At 55.6% G+C, this 16,200-nt stretch carries 10 protein-coding genes and 4 tRNA genes; 7 read left to right on the forward strand and 7 right to left on the reverse strand.

The annotated features are described in order from the left end of the window. Positions 1 to 371: 371 nt before the first annotated feature. On the reverse strand, positions 372 to 686 hold the full coding sequence (locus EST62_RS09100; protein WP_129051783.1) for a hypothetical protein: 315 nt from the start codon (positions 684 to 686) through the stop codon (positions 372 to 374). Positions 687 to 809: 123 nt separating this feature from the next. Here EST62_RS09100 and acnB point away from each other — a divergent pair, with 123 nt between their 5' ends. From acnB to EST62_RS09115, 3 genes are all read left to right on the forward strand, one after another. After that, the gene (gene acnB / locus EST62_RS09105; RefSeq protein ID WP_129051784.1) at positions 810 to 3,374 is read left to right on the forward strand and encodes a bifunctional aconitate hydratase 2/2-methylisocitrate dehydratase; all 2,565 of its coding nucleotides are present in this window, start codon (positions 810 to 812) and stop codon (positions 3,372 to 3,374) included. A gap of 266 nt (positions 3,375 to 3,640) precedes the next feature. Further along, entirely contained in the window at positions 3,641 to 3,868 is a 228-nt protein-coding gene (locus EST62_RS09110; protein ID WP_167599274.1) for a hypothetical protein, read from the forward strand. Between the two features lie 860 nt (positions 3,869 to 4,728). Further along, the gene (locus EST62_RS09115) at positions 4,729 to 5,655 is read left to right on the forward strand and encodes a PEP-CTERM sorting domain-containing protein (RefSeq protein WP_129051785.1); all 927 of its coding nucleotides are present in this window, start codon (positions 4,729 to 4,731) and stop codon (positions 5,653 to 5,655) included. A gap of 167 nt (positions 5,656 to 5,822) precedes the next feature. On the opposite strand, the gene EST62_RS09120 is transcribed toward EST62_RS09115, so the two are convergent. Further along, positions 5,823 to 5,895, reverse strand: a tRNA-Gln gene (locus EST62_RS09120). A 150-nt stretch (positions 5,896 to 6,045) separates the two neighbouring features. Continuing rightward, positions 6,046 to 9,489: a PAS domain S-box protein gene (locus tag EST62_RS09125; RefSeq protein WP_129051786.1), complete on the reverse strand. Its 3,444-nt coding sequence runs from the start codon at positions 9,487 to 9,489 to the stop codon at positions 6,046 to 6,048. Between the two features lie 365 nt (positions 9,490 to 9,854). On the opposite strand from EST62_RS09125, the gene EST62_RS09130 reads away from it, so the two are divergent. From EST62_RS09130 to EST62_RS09145, 4 genes are read left to right on the forward strand one after another with little or no spacing between them, the layout of a single operon-like run. After that, the gene (locus tag EST62_RS09130; RefSeq protein ID WP_167599275.1) at positions 9,855 to 11,000 is read left to right on the forward strand and encodes an ABC transporter permease; all 1,146 of its coding nucleotides are present in this window, start codon (positions 9,855 to 9,857) and stop codon (positions 10,998 to 11,000) included. Then, positions 10,997 to 11,722 (forward strand): ABC transporter ATP-binding protein, encoded by a 726-nt coding sequence (locus EST62_RS09135; RefSeq protein WP_371414689.1) that lies wholly within the window; start codon positions 10,997 to 10,999, stop codon positions 11,720 to 11,722. The genes EST62_RS09130 and EST62_RS09135 overlap by 4 nt, the downstream gene beginning before the upstream one ends. Further along, complete coding sequence (locus EST62_RS09140; protein ID WP_129051789.1) at positions 11,712 to 12,656, forward strand: efflux RND transporter periplasmic adaptor subunit; 945 nt, start codon at positions 11,712 to 11,714, stop codon at positions 12,654 to 12,656. The genes EST62_RS09135 and EST62_RS09140 overlap by 11 nt, the downstream gene beginning before the upstream one ends. 4 nt (positions 12,657 to 12,660) lie before the next feature. Further along, positions 12,661 to 14,145, forward strand: coding sequence for an AdeC/AdeK/OprM family multidrug efflux complex outer membrane factor (locus EST62_RS09145; protein ID WP_129051790.1), 1,485 nt, complete (start codon positions 12,661 to 12,663; stop codon positions 14,143 to 14,145). A 306-nt stretch (positions 14,146 to 14,451) separates the two neighbouring features. On the opposite strand, the gene EST62_RS09150 is transcribed toward EST62_RS09145, so the two are convergent. From EST62_RS09150 to murA, 4 genes are all read right to left on the reverse strand, one after another. Next, positions 14,452 to 14,528: transfer RNA gene (locus EST62_RS09150), tRNA-Arg, on the reverse strand. A 37-nt stretch (positions 14,529 to 14,565) separates the two neighbouring features. Further along, positions 14,566 to 14,642 (reverse strand) — tRNA-Glu (locus tag EST62_RS09155). A 28-nt stretch (positions 14,643 to 14,670) separates the two neighbouring features. Continuing rightward, positions 14,671 to 14,747, reverse strand: a tRNA-Ile gene (locus EST62_RS09160). 95 nt (positions 14,748 to 14,842) lie between these two features. Next, positions 14,843 to 16,114, reverse strand: a complete 1,272-nt coding sequence (gene murA, locus EST62_RS09165) for a UDP-N-acetylglucosamine 1-carboxyvinyltransferase (protein ID WP_129051791.1) — start codon at positions 16,112 to 16,114, stop codon at positions 14,843 to 14,845. Positions 16,115 to 16,200 lie beyond the last annotated feature (86 nt).

Consider the following 16,200-nt stretch of genomic DNA (forward strand, 5'->3'; position numbering starts at 1 on the left):
AGAGGTTACACAGCAGCAATCAGCTGCATGAAACAACGGCGAGTTACCAGCTTAAACTCGACCCGATTCTGTCTGACGGCTGGGGTCCACTTCACAGTGCCCGACCAAAGCATCGCTGAAAGCGCCAAGAGTGATCCAATGGCAGATTTACGACTCAGCATGACAGGGTTCCTCCATGTGTTATTGATTTTTTGTAACACTTCACGCCACAGGAATGAGCGAGAAAAGCATGAACAAAGCGCCAGAGATAACTGAAAGCCGAGTAAGTAGAGCCGGGCGCAACAGATCATACTAAATGTGGTAAATATTTGTGAATATTCTGTGTATAAGTCTGGTCTGATTTATGAACAGAGTGAATTTTCTCAAGAAATTCAAAGAGTGGCAGCTTGAAGGGATTTCATTTGCCGAGCCTCGAAAAAGCAAAAACCGGACTGGATAAAGTGAGATGCCGAAAAACTTTGTTTGGTTCTTTTGAGCAGCAGCCGCAGGGGTAAGCAGCGTCCGTCTGGCGGCACAGCAAATCCTCGCTTTTCCATCCCGTCCCGTCCATCCCGTCCACCAAGTCCACAACTATTTCTTCCGCTTGCTTGCCAGACTGCCAGTTTACTGAAATTGTTAACTCTTGCCATACCTTCGCCTGAAAAAGTTCGGCATCCCCGCTTGGCGCAGGTTTTCGGGTTTTGCATTTCTTTATTGCGACGTTATTTTAATGCTTTGCCTTTTTCCGGGCAAAGACCACCGGCTTTTTCCGTTCGCCGTAATTACCATCGCTTCATCACCCATAATCAATTCAAGGGAGATCATCAATAATGAGTCTCATCAGTGAGTATCGCGCCCATACAGAGGAGCGCGCAAAACTCGGTATTCCGCCGCTTCCGCTTTCCGCTACGCAGTCGGTCGAGCTGATCGCGCTTCTCAGGGAGAATCCGATCCAGGAAGAAGAGTATCTCGTCGATCTGTTCGTGAACCACATCAGCCCCGGCGTTGATGACGCCGCGCTCGAAAAGGCTGCGTTCCTCGACGCCATCATTCGCGGCGAGGCGAGTTGCGCGGCTATCGATGCGGTCCAGGCTGTGCGGATTCTCGGCACCATGCTTGGCGGCTACAACGTCAAGCCGATGATCGACGCGCTCTCCAGCGCCGACAAAGCTGTGGCCGAAGCTGCCGCGCTCGCGCTGAAAAAGACTCTGCTCGTCTATGATTCGTTCGACACGGTCGTCGAGCTTGCCAAAACGAACAGCTACGCCAAAGAGGTGCTCGAATCGTGGGCCAACGGCGAGTGGTTCACCTCGAAGCCGACCCTTGCCGAAAAGATGACCCTCACGGTCTTCAAGGTTCCGGGCGAAACCAACACCGACGATCTCTCTCCGGCCAGCGAGGCGTTCACCCGCAGCGATATTCCGATGCACGCGCTGAGTATGCTCGGCTCCAAGATGGACGACCCGATCGGCGCTATCGCCAAACTCAAGGAGAAGGGCCATCCGCTCGCCTACGTCGGCGACGTGGTCGGCACCGGTTCCAGCCGCAAGTCGGGCATCAACTCGGTGCAGTGGCACCTCGGCAACGACATCCCCGCCGTGCCGAACAAGCGCACCGGCGGCGTGGTGATCGGCGGCATCGTGGCTCCGATCTTCTTCAACACCGCCGAAGACTCCGGCGCGTTGCCGATTCAGGCCGACGTCACCTCACTTGAGACGGGCGACGTGATCGACCTCTATCCCTTCAAGGGCGCCATCGAAAAGAACGGCGAGGTGATCTCCACCTTCTCGCTCGAACCCAACACGCTGGCCGACGAAGTTCGCGCTGGCGGTCGTATTCCGCTTATCATCGGTCGCAACCTCACCCGCAAGGCCCGCAAGCTGCTCGGCCTCGGCGAAGAGCATATCTTCAGCCGCCCCGAACAGCCCGCCGATACCGGCAAGGGCTACACGCTGGCGCAGAAAATGGTCGGCAAGGCGTGCGGTCTTGACGGTGTTCGCCCCGGCATGTACGTCGAAGCCGAGACCCTCACGGTCGGTTCGCAGGACACCACCGGCCCGATGACCCGCGATGAAATCAAGGAACTCGCCGCCCTGAGCTTCAGCTCCGACCTCTTCATGCAGAGCTTCTGCCACACGGCGGCCTATCCGAAACCCTCCGACGTGAAGATGCACCGCAGCCTGCCGTACTTCATCATGAGCCGCGGCGGCGTGGCGCTCCGTCCGGGCGATGGCGTCATCCACACCTGGCTGAACCGCATGGTGCTGCCCGACACGCTCGGCACCGGCGGCGACTCGCACACCCGCTTCCCGATCGGCTGCTCCTTCCCGGCAGGTTCCGGCCTTGTCGCCTTCGCGGGCGTGACCGGCACCATGCCGCTCAACATGCCCGAGTCGGTGCTCGTGCGCTTCAAGGGCGAACTCCAGCCCGGCATCACGCTGCGTGACCTGGTCAACGCCATCCCGTACGTCGCCATCAAGCAGGGCTTGCTCACCGTCGAGAAGAAGGGCAAGAAGAACATCTTCGCCGGTAAAGTGTTGGAAATCGAGGGCTTGCCACAGCTCAAGGTCGAGCAGGCGTTCGAGCTTTCCGACGCCTCCGCCGAGCGCAGCGCCGCGGCCTGCACCGTTCGCCTCGACAAGGAGCCGGTGATCGAGTACCTCGAATCGAACGTCAAGCTGCTTGGCCAGATGATCGAAGAGGGCTACGGCGACGCCGAAACCATCAAGCGCCGCATCGCCAAGATGGAGGAGTGGCTCAAGAAGCCGGAGCTGCTGGAGCCGGATGCCGACGCCGAGTACGCAGCGGTCATCGAGATCGACATGAACGAGATCACCGAGCCGATCCTTGCCTGCCCGAACGACCCGGATGACGTGGCCACGCTCAGCGAGATTCTCGCCGACCAGAAGCGCCCGAACAACATCGACGAGGTGTTCGTCGGAAGCTGCATGACCAACATCGGCCACTTCCGCGCCCTTGGCGAAGTGCTGCGCGACAAGGGTCAGTCGAAGGCCAGACTCTGGGTTGTGCCGCCGACCAAGATGGACATGAAGAAGCTGATCGAAGAGGGCTACTACGCCATCTTCGGCACGGCAGGCGCACGCACCGAGGTGCCCGGCTGCTCGCTCTGCATGGGCAACCAGGCCCGCGTGGCGGACAACGCCGTGGTTTTTTCGACCAGCACCCGTAACTTCGACAACCGCATGGGCAAGGGCGCGCAGGTCTATCTCGGCTCCGCCGAACTGGCCGCCGTCTGCGCGCTGCTCGGCGAAATTCCGAACAAAGAGAAGTATATGGAAGTCGTCGGCTCGCTCTCGGAAAGCAGCGACAAGGTCTATCGTTACCTGAACTTCCACCAGGTAAGCTCCGAAGAGCTGGAAATGCTTGTCGATTAATCGATTACGGTTGTCTCGCTCCTTTCCGCAATCTGACGGCAATGGAGCGGGGCGACGCTTTGATTTCATATTTTTCACGTCAAATCTTGCGATTTGATTGTTTTTGTTTTGGCGAAAAAAGAGCGTGGAATATTGCGAAAAACAAGTGATAAAATCTGGTGTTGTGTTGAGAGTGTTTTTTTGAAAAATGGGTGATTTTGATTATTATTCGTGAGCTGAACAAGCTGTAACATTTTTTTATTTGAAAACAAAACTGCATTCGAATCATGAAAAAACTTTTTGCTTTCCTGTTCCTCCTGAGCTCGGTTTCTTTTGTTGGTTGCGCTCAGAAAGCTGCTGAGACTCCGGCTGAAGCTCCTGCCGAAGCTCCGGCTGCTGCTCCTGCTGAGGCTCCTGCTGCCGAGCAGGCCGCTCCTGCCGAGGCTGCTCCTGCTGCCGACCAGGCTGCTCCTGCTGAGGCTGCTCCTGCCGCTCCTGCTGGCGAAGCAAAATAAGTTCCTGAACAAGGACTTAATCAAAAAAGAGACAGAGGCAACTCTGTCTCTTTTTTTTATGCCCTGCCGCAAGTGATTCCCGCGAGCGCTGATCGAACAACTGAAGCATCAACATCACCGTCCTTTATGCGTGCCCATCCCCTGTCAATTTCCGTGAGTCCCAAATTTCTGTGGAGCATTTCCCTGACACGTTGAGCGAAAAGTTGCGTCAAACGTTCATGTGGCCTTTAAGCATCTGTTGATGATTTCGTGAAAAAGTCAAGTATCCGCAACACGCATGGTCGGTGGTTTGACTGAAGGGCGCCGCTAAAAACTTATTGTCCCGAAAGCTTTCGGGGTTGGGCGGTGCTCGAAATCCTCACGTACCGCATGCTCGCTCCGGTTTCTGGGTTCCATCCGCCTTGCGCTCAGGTCGCTCATGGCACTTTTTAGAGGTGTCCTGAAATCAGAAGAAAAGCGAAGACGGTTTCAGTAAGGCGTTATTCCTGTGAAAGCAATGGGGGGGGCAGATATATTATTTCGATAATGTCGAGCCGTAATGGTTCAGACTTTACAACATATCGGGAGATAGGCACGAAAAGCGCCTTGTTTCTGTATCTCAATTTTTATGGCTTGGATACCTGGTTTGATGTTATTTTGTTGCTTTCTGAATGACTTCTTTTTATGAAAAAAAATCCAGTAACATTGTCTTGTACAGATGCCATCCATGATAATAAAGTAGCCAGATGAGACGCCGGTTATGTGCCATTAATTTGCATATTTATTGTTACGGCGATAATGAGTGAGTGCTATTTTTGTTACCTTGATTCAAGCGGGAGATGATTTTATATATAAATACTCTGTAAAAAAAAAGTTTAGTCATGAAAACCAGAATTCTACTTACAAATTCTTTATTGAAAAGGGTTTGTTTATCCGTAGCATTATTGGTCGGTGCATCATCTATTTCTTCCATTGCGGAGGGAGAGATTCTTTCAAATGCTCCGGCTTACGATTGGTGGTATGGATGCTCGCCGACCTCTGCCGGTATGATGATGGGATATTATGATATTAACGGCTATGCGGGTCTTCGTTATGACAACCTTGTTCCTGGCGGTAGCGCTGAGCTTGATACTTTTGGAAATCCTGGCGCATTGGCCAATCAGGTTATTGCCAGTTCAGGACATATTACAGATTTTTATGGTGAAGGAAATAGCGCGTCTGGTGATGACGTTGCGCCGCCATACCATAGTTTCAATAGCCTTGCCGATTTTATGGGCACAAGCCAGGATGTTGTAGGCAATCCCAATGGCGGTACGACCATCTATAATTTTAACAACGGCTCCCCATTATATTACTACCAGATGCCGAGCTTTGGGACTACTTCTTCCGGGTGGTCATATGCAGACGCTTCCGGAATGTATGGTATTTATGAATATGTTACCTTTGCCGGTTATGGAGTCAGTACGCTCTACAATCAATATACCGACAATCTGGGATTGAGCGATGGCTTTACTCTTGTGGATTTTCAAAATGAAATCGACAACAACCGGGTTGTGCTGCTTCATGTAACAGGCCACACCATGTTCGGCTATGGCTATGAAGGCGACACTATCTACTTTCACGATACCTGGGATGCCGATTCTCATTCCATGACATGGGGTACCTCTTATTTGGATATGGATATCTATGGGGTAACGGTGATGGAGTTGACGGGAGGTACTCCGGTACCTGAACCCGGAGCATCGATTCTGCTTGGCGCGGGACTTCTTGGGTTCGCTGTATCCAGGCGAAAAGCCAGTAATGGTTGATCTGGCAATGAGCGCTTACCGTGCCTGAGTGTTGCATCACCACTCAATTCAGGTTGTTGAGAGGCGCGTTGATGCTTCGCGTTTGTATAATGGCAGTCGAAAAATCGTCCATTTGGCCATAACGCGAAAAAGCCTTGTAACGTCTTCCGCTACAAGGCTTTTCTTTGCTGAGGAGCCAGGACTCGAACCTGGAATTGCCTGATCCAGAATCAGGAGCCTTACCAATTTGGCCACTCCTCAATAGAGTGGCACAATTTAGAAAAAAAATTGGAATTCCATCATCAATCGTTGCTTTTTTTTGCAAAAAAATAAACGCTGCCTGAACGACCATCTCCAATAAGGAGATTCGGTAAATTTACTGCGACTTCGAGGGAGATCAGCGTCTGAGGCTCACCGGCTGCTGGCGATGGTTTCGTTGATTGCTGATACCAGATCGGCAATCCTGACGGGCTTTTTCAGAATTTTTCGGATGCCGTACTCGTTCACGCCGCCAGCATCGTCGATATTCTTGCCAAAGCCGGTCATCAGAATAATCGGCGTCCGGGGACTTGCGTTTTTCAGCTCTTCCGACAATTCGAGTCCGCTGAGTTCGGGCATGGTCAGGTCGGTGATGACCAGATCGAATCGCCCCGGTTCTCGCCTGAAAAGTTCGATGGCTTCGCGCGGGTTTTTCATGGCGCATATCTCGAAGCCCTGTTTGGTCAGCATCGTCGTGACCACATTAAGAATGACCTGTTCATCATCGACAAGAAGAATCTTCCCTTTTCCTTGCTGCGGAGTCGATACCGGCTTTTTCTGCTCTGGTGCTTCTTCGATGACCGGCAGATAGATGCGGAAGGCGGTGTGCGCTCCGGGCTGGCTTTCGACCACAATTTCTCCGTTAAAAGCGTTTACGACGCTGCGCACCACCGACAAGCCGAGTCCGGAACCTTTGTCGGCGGCTTTGGTCGTGAAAAACGGCTCGAATATGTGCTCTATGGTCGCCTTGTCCATGCCGACGCCGTTGTCGGAAATGCTCAGCTCCGCGTAGGGCCGGGCCGTCAGTGCGGGCAGTTTTTTTATCAGCGCCTTGCCGGGCGTGACTTCGTGAAGCTCAATGGTGATGACGCCGCAGCTTTTATCAATCGCCTGCCAGGCGTTCGTGCAGAGATTGACAATAATCTGGTGAAGCTTCGACGGGTCGATGAGAATGTTGCGGCACCCGACGTCAAGAGTTCGCTCTATCCGGATGTTTGCCGGAATCGAGGGGCGGAGCAGTTGCAGGGCCTCTTCGATGATCGACTGAATCCTGACCGGCGTCGGCTGGCTGTCATGCGCCTTGCTGAAGGTCAGTATTTGCGAGACCAGTTGCCCGGCGCGTTCCGCGGCCTGTACGATAGCGCTATAATATTCCGGATTATAGCCCTCTTCGGCGGCAGCGATCATGCCAAGTTCGGCGTGGCCGAGAATGGGCGACAGCAGATTGTTGAAGTCATGAGCGATGCCGCCGGCAAGCCTGCCGATTGTTTCAAGGCGTTCGGCTTTCTGAAGCTGAAGTTCGAGTCTTTTTTTCTCCTCCTCGGCTTTTTTCCGTGGGGTAATATCACGAATCACGCCGATCATGCCTGAAAATCCGTTTCCGTCCGCTTCGTGAAAATATCGGACACCCACTTCGCCATAGAGATTCGAACCATCGTTTTTCCTGTATTTCAATTCGAAAATTTCGGAATCGAGATGATTGGCCATAGCGATGCCGACCATGTGCCGCGCACGCGCGATTTCATCATCGGGAAGAAAATCAAAAAAGGAGTGACCAATCACCTCATCGGGCCGATAGCCGGCTGTTTTTTCGATGGATGGCGAGATATAGCGAACTATTCCGGTGAAGTCGGTGACGAACACGATTTCGGATATCTGTTCGGTTATGGTGCGGAATTTGTGCTCGCTTTCCCGTAATGACTGCTCGATCTGTTTGCGCTGGGTGATGACATCAAAGATGACAATGAAACAGTCACGTTTCGGGCTGAAAACCGAAAAGGAGAACCACTCCTGAAGCGCGTTCATGAAATAGTCGAAATGTTCAGGCCGGGCGCTGTTCACAATGCGTTCAGAGATGATGAACAGTTCATTATCGGTTGTTCTGATCTCCGGAATGAGCTGCGTTGCCCGTTTGCCTGCGACCTCTTTAAAAGGGATCAGCTCTTCAAATCTCTGGTTGACTTCAAGGAACATGAAATCTTCGGCGATGCCCTGTTCGCTATAAAGGAGCTGGCAATAGGCGAAGCCGTTCGGCATGTTTTCAAACAGCGAACGGTAATTGGCTTCACTCTGGCGTACCGATTCGAGCAGTTTCCGGCGTTCGGTTATATCAATGACCGTGCCGGTAAAGCCGGTCAACTTTCCGTTGCCGTTACGCACCGGTTGACCGCGAGACATCAGCCAGTGAATCGATCCATCGGGCCAGCAAACGCGGTATTCTATATCGGACTCTTTTTGTTCCTGAACCGCCTGCGTGACGCTGTCGGCAATCATCTGCCGGTCGTCGGGATGAATGGCCTGAATCCAGAGATCGAACGACGGAGCCTCTGCTTGCTCTTCAAGGCCAAGCAGGCGAATGATCTCTTTCGACCAGTCCGCCTTGCCGGTTTCGATGTTCATTTCCCAGATGCCGGCGTGAGCGGCTTTCAGCGCCAGGTCGAACTTTATTCTGGAATCCCGGAGTTCCAGTTTCGCAAACTTGCGTTCTGAAATATCCATCACGATTCCCGACAGCAGCTTGCTGCCGTGATCGTCATCGTGCGGGAATCCCCCGATGGCCATGATCCAGCGTTGCTCACCGTCGTTCCGGCGAATGCGGCATTCAAAATGCCAGCCGCTCTTGCCGCTTCTCGAATGTTCAATAATGGCGCTGACCCTGTCGCGCTCTTCGTCAACGACGTGGTCGAGAAACTGTTGCAAGCTCCACGCCCGATCCGTTGAGTCGTACCCGAAAATTCTGGCATGTTCGAGCGTACGAAACGTCGATCCGTCTTCGAGGTTCAGGCTCCACCAGCCGATATGGCTTTTTTGGAGCGCGAAGTCGAGCCGTGACTTGCTGCATTGCAGCTCTTTTTCGATCCGTTTCCGCTCGGTGACATTGTTGATAATGCAGTAAAACACCTCGTTGCCCTCGATCTCGACGAGGCTGGTCGATGCCTCCACATCGAGGATGACGCCCTCCGCGCTCCTGTGGCGGGCCGAAACGGTTTTTTGCCCAAGCTTTCTGATCTGCGCGATCTCACGCTCCAGAATTTCCGGGGAGGTCACGGCGAGTTGATCGAGGCGCATCGCGCGCAGCTCTTCGACCGGCCAGCCATAAAATCTGGCCGCCGCCCGGTTGGCGTCGATGATCGTTTTTGACGCCGCATCGATGACCAGCATGACGGTTGAGTGGCCGTCGAAGAGCCGCCTGAACCTGGCTTCGCTGGCGTGCAGGGACTCTTCAAGTCGCTTGCAGCAGGTGATCTCCTGGCACACCGCCAAGAGCGCGGGCTTGGCGCCGGTCGCGATGTTTTTCATGTTGATGGAATACCAAAGGTATTCCATCCGTCCACGATGCAGGATTCTCGTTTTGCAGGTCGCCTCATCACTGCGTTGCAGGGCTTCCGCGACGGCGCGGCGCAACGCTTCGCGATCATCGGGATGCGCGGCATCGAAGAGATTCAGGCCGGGCCGGTGCTCATCGTTTGCGCCGAACACGGCGTCGCGAGCGTTGCCGTTGCACCCGGCGCAGAGGCCCTCCGGGCTGAACATGAACGCCGGGCCGGGAATCAGTTCCGGCAGACAGCGAAGTGTTTGGTCAGTGTGATGGAGCATGGCTCAATGCTGTTAACTGCCGGGATAGCAATACAAAATCTATTCGGCAGGCAGGGGCGAAAAATATCTGTTGAATATACACTGAATCATCGGGATTATACATGCGGAGGTTATGCTTCCAAAGTATTTTTTTATTAAGATTTAAGGTTATCAATCGTCCGCCGGTTGCCGAGGAGTGATTTCCGGGTATGTTTCAGGCTTGCCGCGCTGAAAGCAGACTTGCCGACGCTTTTTCATACCTTTTCGAGAGCGTGAAAATCCCGATTATGCCGGTTGTTCCTTGATGCGGTTCGGATTTATTCATGGAAAGTTCATGTTTCAACATCTAATTGACTGTCAGCGCGTTAACATGATCCATGGTCGAAATGAAACCTGTCTCCGGTATCTACAGGGTGGCGCTGAAGCTGTTGATGAACGACAAGAGCAAGTTCACCGCGCTTCTGGTCGGCATCACCTTCGCCGTGTTCCTGATGGTGATGATGATGTCGATGTTCTCCGGCATTCTGGCCCGCTCGTGCGCTCCGGTCTATAACATCGGCGCGAAAATCTGGGTGATGGATCCGGCGGTGAACAACACCAACAGCAGTATTCCGATGCCCGATTACATTTTGTCGGCGTCGCGCAGCATTCCGGGGGTGAAGTACTCCGTGCCGCTCTATTTCGGCAGCGCGCTGGTCAAGCTCAAGAATGGCGCCTACCAGGCGGCCACGGTGGTCGGCCTCGACGACGCCACGCTCTTCGGGCGGCCCGAAATGATCGAGGGCCGGATCGAGGACATCTTCGCCGACAACGCCTTCGTGGTGGTCAAGGATGCGGAGTACGCCAAGCTCGAAAGCCCGAAAATCGGCACACAGTTCGAGATCAACGACAATAGCGCCACGGTGGTCGGCCTCGCCAAAGTCGCCTCGTCGGGCCTGTTCGGAATTCCGACGCTCTACACAACGTACAACCGCGCAATAACGTACATCCCCTCGGCGCGCTTCACCACCTCCTACGTGCTGATCGAGCCGAAGAGTGACGCGGACATTCCCGGCATCCAGAAGGCCATCGCCAAACTCGGCTACGAAGCGCTCACCCGCGACCAGTTCGTCAAAAAGGTTTCCAACTTCTACACCTACAAAACCGGCGTCGGCATGAACATCATGATGATGACCGCCATCAGTTTCGTCGTCGGTCTCTCCATCTCCGGGCAGACCTTCTACACCTTTATTCTCGAAAACATCGGCAAGTTCGGCGCGATGAAAGCCATCGGCGCCAAGGGCAATGAGCTGGTTTCCATGATTCTCGTGCAGGCGGTCGTCACCTCGCTGATCGGTTACGGACTCGGCGTCGGGGCGGCCTCGACCTTCATGATTATCGCCAAGTGGCGCGTGCCCGATTACGCTGCCCAGCTCACCTATCCGACGCTTGGCCTGGCGCTCGTCATGGTGATGATTATCGCAGGCTTTTCGAGCTATATCGGCGTTCGCAAAGTGTTGCAGATTCAGCCATTCGATATTTTCCGGGGCTGAGGATGAAGGGATCGGTGATTATCAGCGCCAGCAATCTGGTCAAGTGGTTCGGCGAGGGCGAAGCCAGAACCGTTGCGGTCAAGCAGGCCTCTTTCGAGGCGCAGTACGGCGAGATGCTCTACATTGTTGGCCCGTCGGGAAGCGGCAAGACGACGTTGCTCAGCATGATTTCGGGCATTTTGAGGCCGAACGAGGGGAGCGTCATCGTCGAAAATCAGGACATCTGGTCGATGAAGGATGACGATCTGGCCGATCTGCGCCTGAACAAGATCGGCTTTGTGTTTCAGGACTACCATCTTTTTCCGAGGCTGACCACGGTCGAGAACGTGGCTATTCCGCTGATCCTGAAGAAAACGGAGTGGAACGCGGCCATGGAGCTTGCCCGCGACTACCTCGACATTGTCGGCCTGAAAGATCGCGCCGACCTCCAGCCGGTGAAACTGAGCGGCGGCGAACAGCAGCGCGTGGCGATTGCGCGGGCCATCGCGGGCCAGCCGGACATCCTGATCTTTGACGAACCGACCGCCTCGCTCGATGGCGATACCGGACGGAAGATCGTGGAGTTCGTGAAAACAAATATCCTGAACGAAAAACGGGCCATCATCATCGTGACGCACGACAGCCGTATTTACGAATATGCTGACCGGATCATGAAGATGGAGGATGGCAAAATCGTCGGTTACGAATCTGGTTATGAAAACAGTCAACAGCATGAGAAATAAAATCCTGATCGGCATCGCGATCTTCGGCATCCTTCTTGGTTTGGGGAGCGCATTTTTCATGAAGTTGCGCATCAAATCCGAGCCGCCTGCTTTCAAGCCGGCGTCGAACCCTTACCGGAGCGGAATTTACGCCAACGGTATCATCGAAAGCGCCCAGAAAAACGGCGCGAACGTCAACATCTACCCCGAAGTCTCCGGCACGGTGCTGAAGATTCTCGCTCAGGAGGGTCAGCAGGTCAAGGCGGGTGCTCCGCTGCTCATGCTCGACGATGCGGTGCAGCGCTCGACGGCCGCATCGGCGAAAGCGGGAATTGGCGTTGCCGAGGCGAATCTGGCAAACGTGCAGGCGCAGTACGCAAAACTGAAGGCTTCGTGGAATCTCGATCCGCGCTCCGTGAGCAAGGATGCGCTCGATACCGCCTCGAACGCCGTCCGGTCGGCGCAAGCGAACCTCGAACTCGCCCGCAAACAGTACGATGCAGCCAACGCGCTGCTCGGCAAATACACCCTCACGGCCCACGAAGACGGCGCGGTTTTGGCGATCAACACCTCGGTTGGCAGCTACATTTCGAGCCAGGGCGGGTACAATTCCTACACGGGCGGTTACGTGCCGATCATCGTTACGGGCAATTCGGACAACAATTTGCAGGTGCGTTGTTACGTTGACGAAATCCTGATCCAGCGCTTGCCGAAGCCGGAGCAGATGAGCGCGAGCATGTCGATTCGTGGCACCACGATCAAAATCCCGCTGACATTCGTGCGCTTCCAGCCGAACGTTACGCCGAAGATCGAGCTGTCGAGCCAGCGAACCGAGCGGGTGGACGTGCGGGTGCTGCCGCTCATCTTCAGCTTTGCAAAGCCGCAAAACGTAACTCTTTACCCCGGCCAGCTCGTCGATATTTACATCGGCGAAAAGATCGCCAGCAACCAGTAACCGGATGAGAACCGTGTCGAAAAAGATCGTCCCGCCCGGCTTGGCGCTGCTCGCCGTTCCTGCGCTTCTGCTGTCGGGATGCGCCGTGGGGCCGGACTTCGTCAAGCCGGAGGCTCCGGCGACGAAAAGCTACGACCGGCAGCCGCTTCCGAAGCCGGGTGCGGCGGGGCAGCGTTTCGACGAGGGGGTCGGGCCTGCGGCTTGCTGGTGGAAATCGTTCGGCTCCAGCCAGCTCGATGCTGTCGTCGAGCAAGGCTTGGCTGGCAATCCGGGCCTGCAAGCCGCCGAGGCGAGCCTCGAAGCGAGCCGGGAGAATCTCCGCGCCGGGGCCGGGATTTTTTATCCGCAGGCGAGCGCGACCTTTGCGCAGACGCGCGAAACCTCGTCGCCGACCACGACGGCGGGCGCGGCAACGGGCGCTATCGTCAATCTCTCAACCCTCTCGGCGTCGGTGAGCTACGCGTTCGACCTTTTCGGCGGGCAGCGGCGCAGCGTCGAGGCGCTCGGTGCGCAGGTGGACGTGCAGTGTGCCCGTACCCTCGGCGCGTATATGACGCTGACCGGCAACATCGTCAACACGAGCATCGCCATCGCCGCCTATCGCCAGGAACTCGATGAGTACGATCAACTTATCGCCATCGAAAAGGATCAGCTTTCGATTGCCGAAAAGCAGTACCGGGCGGGCATCGCGACCTACAGCTCTGTGCTGGCGTTGCGGAGCCAGCTCGCCTCGCTGGAGGCCTCCGTGCCGCTCGTCCGCCAGAAGCTGATCGAGGCCGAGCACCTGCTCGCGACGCTCGCCGGCAAAACCCCGGCGGAGTGGGAGGCGCCCGATTTGCGACTCTCCGGCATGTCGCTTCCGGAGCGCGTACCGCTCTCGCTTCCCTCGGAGCTGGTGCGCCAGCGCCCCGACATCCTCGCCGCCGAAGCACAGTTGCACGCGGCCAACGCCGAAATCGGCGTCGCCACGGCGGCGCTCTTCCCAAGTTTCACGCTCACCGGCAGTTACGGACGCACGGCCACAGAGCCGCACGAGATTTCCGACGCGGCGAACCGATTCTGGTCGATCGGCGCCAACATCGCCGCGCCGATCTTCAACGGCGGCTCGCTCCGCGCCAAGCGCCGCGCTGCTATCGCCTCGCGAAACCAGACGTTCGCGTTGTACCGCCAGAGCGTGCTCGCCGCATTCGCCCAGGTCGCCGACCTCATTCGCGCGCTGGAGCACGACGCCCAGCAGGCCGAGGCCGAAATGCAGGCCGTCGAGAGCGCCAAGCTCTCGCTCGACCTGATTCAGGCCAACTACAAGGCAGGCATGGTCAACTACCTCGAAGTCATGCTCGCCGATATCCAGTACCGGCAAGCGAAAATCGGCTACCTGCAAGCCCGCGCCCAGCAACTGCAAGATACCGCCGCGATGTACGTCGCCCTTGGCGGCGGCTGGGAGAACGATGAAGCGGCGAAGGCGAAGGCGGGGTTCAGGTCATATTGAAAGCAAGATGTTGAGAGGTTCATCAGTAGTACAGTTTTTCAGTCACTATAAAGGTTGGGATTTACAGCTCTCATAAATCCGCCGAAGCTGCGATCAAAGAACTCGAAAAGTCCGGTTTCGACATGAAGAAGCTCTCGATTATCGAAGCTCTCGATTATCGGCAAGCATTACCATTCAGAGGCGGATTGAATAGAGAAACGCTCACGCAGGATTTGCCATGCAGTGGGAATTGTAGAGGCGGAGAAGGGGAGAGGCAGAAAACAAAAAAGACCTGCGAGGCGCGACCCACAAGTCATTCTGCTTTTATGGTGCACCCGAAGAGATTCGAACTCCTAACCTTCTGATCCGTAGTCAGATGCTCTATCCAGTTGAGCTACGGGTGCATAGTGTATAAATCCCGAAACGAGCCGGGATTTATACTGGTAGCGTGTACGGGATTCGAACCCGTGATCTTCGCCTTGAGAGGGCGATGTCCTGGGCCACTAGACGAACACGCCATAGATTTATATCTGAATTACTTACAGTTGGTGGGCCCTGTAGGACTTGAACCTACGACCCAGCGATTATGAGTCGCTTGCTCTGACCAACTGAGCTAAGGGCCCATTCAAAAGCCGTATCGTTCTTCAGAGTGGACTTAATATAAGGTATGTGATTAAAATTGCAAACGATATTTGACTTTTTTTTAAGCCCTTTTTCATCAGAATTCCTGGTATTTCTGCCGCTCGATATCGGCTCCGAGCGCCGTCAGTTTTTTCTCGATAGCCTCGTAGCCGCGGTCGAGGTGATAGACCCTGAGCACCTCGGTTGTATCCTTCGCGACCAGCCCGGCAAGTACCAGACAGGCCGAGGCTCGGAGGTCGGTGGACATCACTTTGGTGCCGGTCAGCTCCTGCGGGCCGTGCACCAGCGCCCAGTTGTCTCTGATTTCGATGTGTGCTCCGAGGCGGTTCAGCTCCGGGATGTGGTTGAAGCGTTCGAGGTAGATGCGGTCGATGATGGTGCTGTCGCCGTGCGCCTGCGTCATGAGCGCCATCCACTGCGCCTGCATGTCGGTCGGGAATTCGGGGTAAGGACGTGCGGTAATATCGACCGGCAGCAGTTCGGTGGGCGTGGAGAGCGTCACCGAGTCCCCGCTTACCGTGACCGAGCAGCCCGACTGCCGGAATGCTTCGAGCACCGAGGCGAGCTGTTCCGGCACGACGCCGGTGACGGTGACGGTGCCTCCGGTGATGGCGGCGGCGGAGAGGAGCGTGCCTGCTTCGATGCGGTCGAAGATATTCTCGAACCCGACTGCCCTGAGCTGATCGACGCCCTCGATGGTGAGCGTCGTGGTGCCGATGCCGTCGATCCGCGCCCCCATCTTTACCAGGAAGTGGCAGAGGCACTCAATCTCCGGTTCGAGCGCGGCGTTGCCGAGAACCGTCGTGCCCTCGGCGGTGACGGCGGCCATCAGGGCGTTGCCGGTCGCGCCGACCGATGAGACCGGAAAGTCGATGCGCGCGCCGCGCAGGCGTGAGCCGTTGATGCGGGCGTCGATGAAGCCGTTCTCGATGGTGACGGTCGCGCCGAGTTTCTCCATGGCCATGATGTGCAGATCGACGGGCCGCGGGCCGAAGGCGCAGCCGCCGGGCAGCGACACGCGGGTGTGGCCGAAGCGGGCGAGCAGCGGGCCGAGCACGTAGATCGAAGCGCGCATCTTCTTGACCAGCTCGTACGGCGCTTCGATGCTCTTGAGGTGAGCGGTCGAGACCGTGAGCAGGTTGCCCTCGAACGAGGTTTCCGCGCCGAGGTAGTCGAGCAGTTGAATGAAAGTCCGGACATCCTTGAGATCCGGGATGCGACTGATCGCGAAAGAGCCATCGGCGGTCAACAGTGTTGCCGCAATGACCGGAAGCGCGGAATTCTTCGAGCCTGATGCGGCGACGGAGCCGCAAATCTTTTTTCCGCCCCGGATGACGAGTTTGTCCATTGAGTTTCGATTATTACAATGCGAAAAGGCTTATTTAATTATTTCAGCCTCAGAAAAACAAATTTTATTTTAAAGCCACTTTTTAT

Origin of the sequence: Chlorobaculum sp. 24CR, assembly GCF_004118635.1 — a bacterium.
Classification (GTDB): Bacteria; Bacteroidota; Chlorobiia; order Chlorobiales; family Chlorobiaceae; genus Chlorobaculum.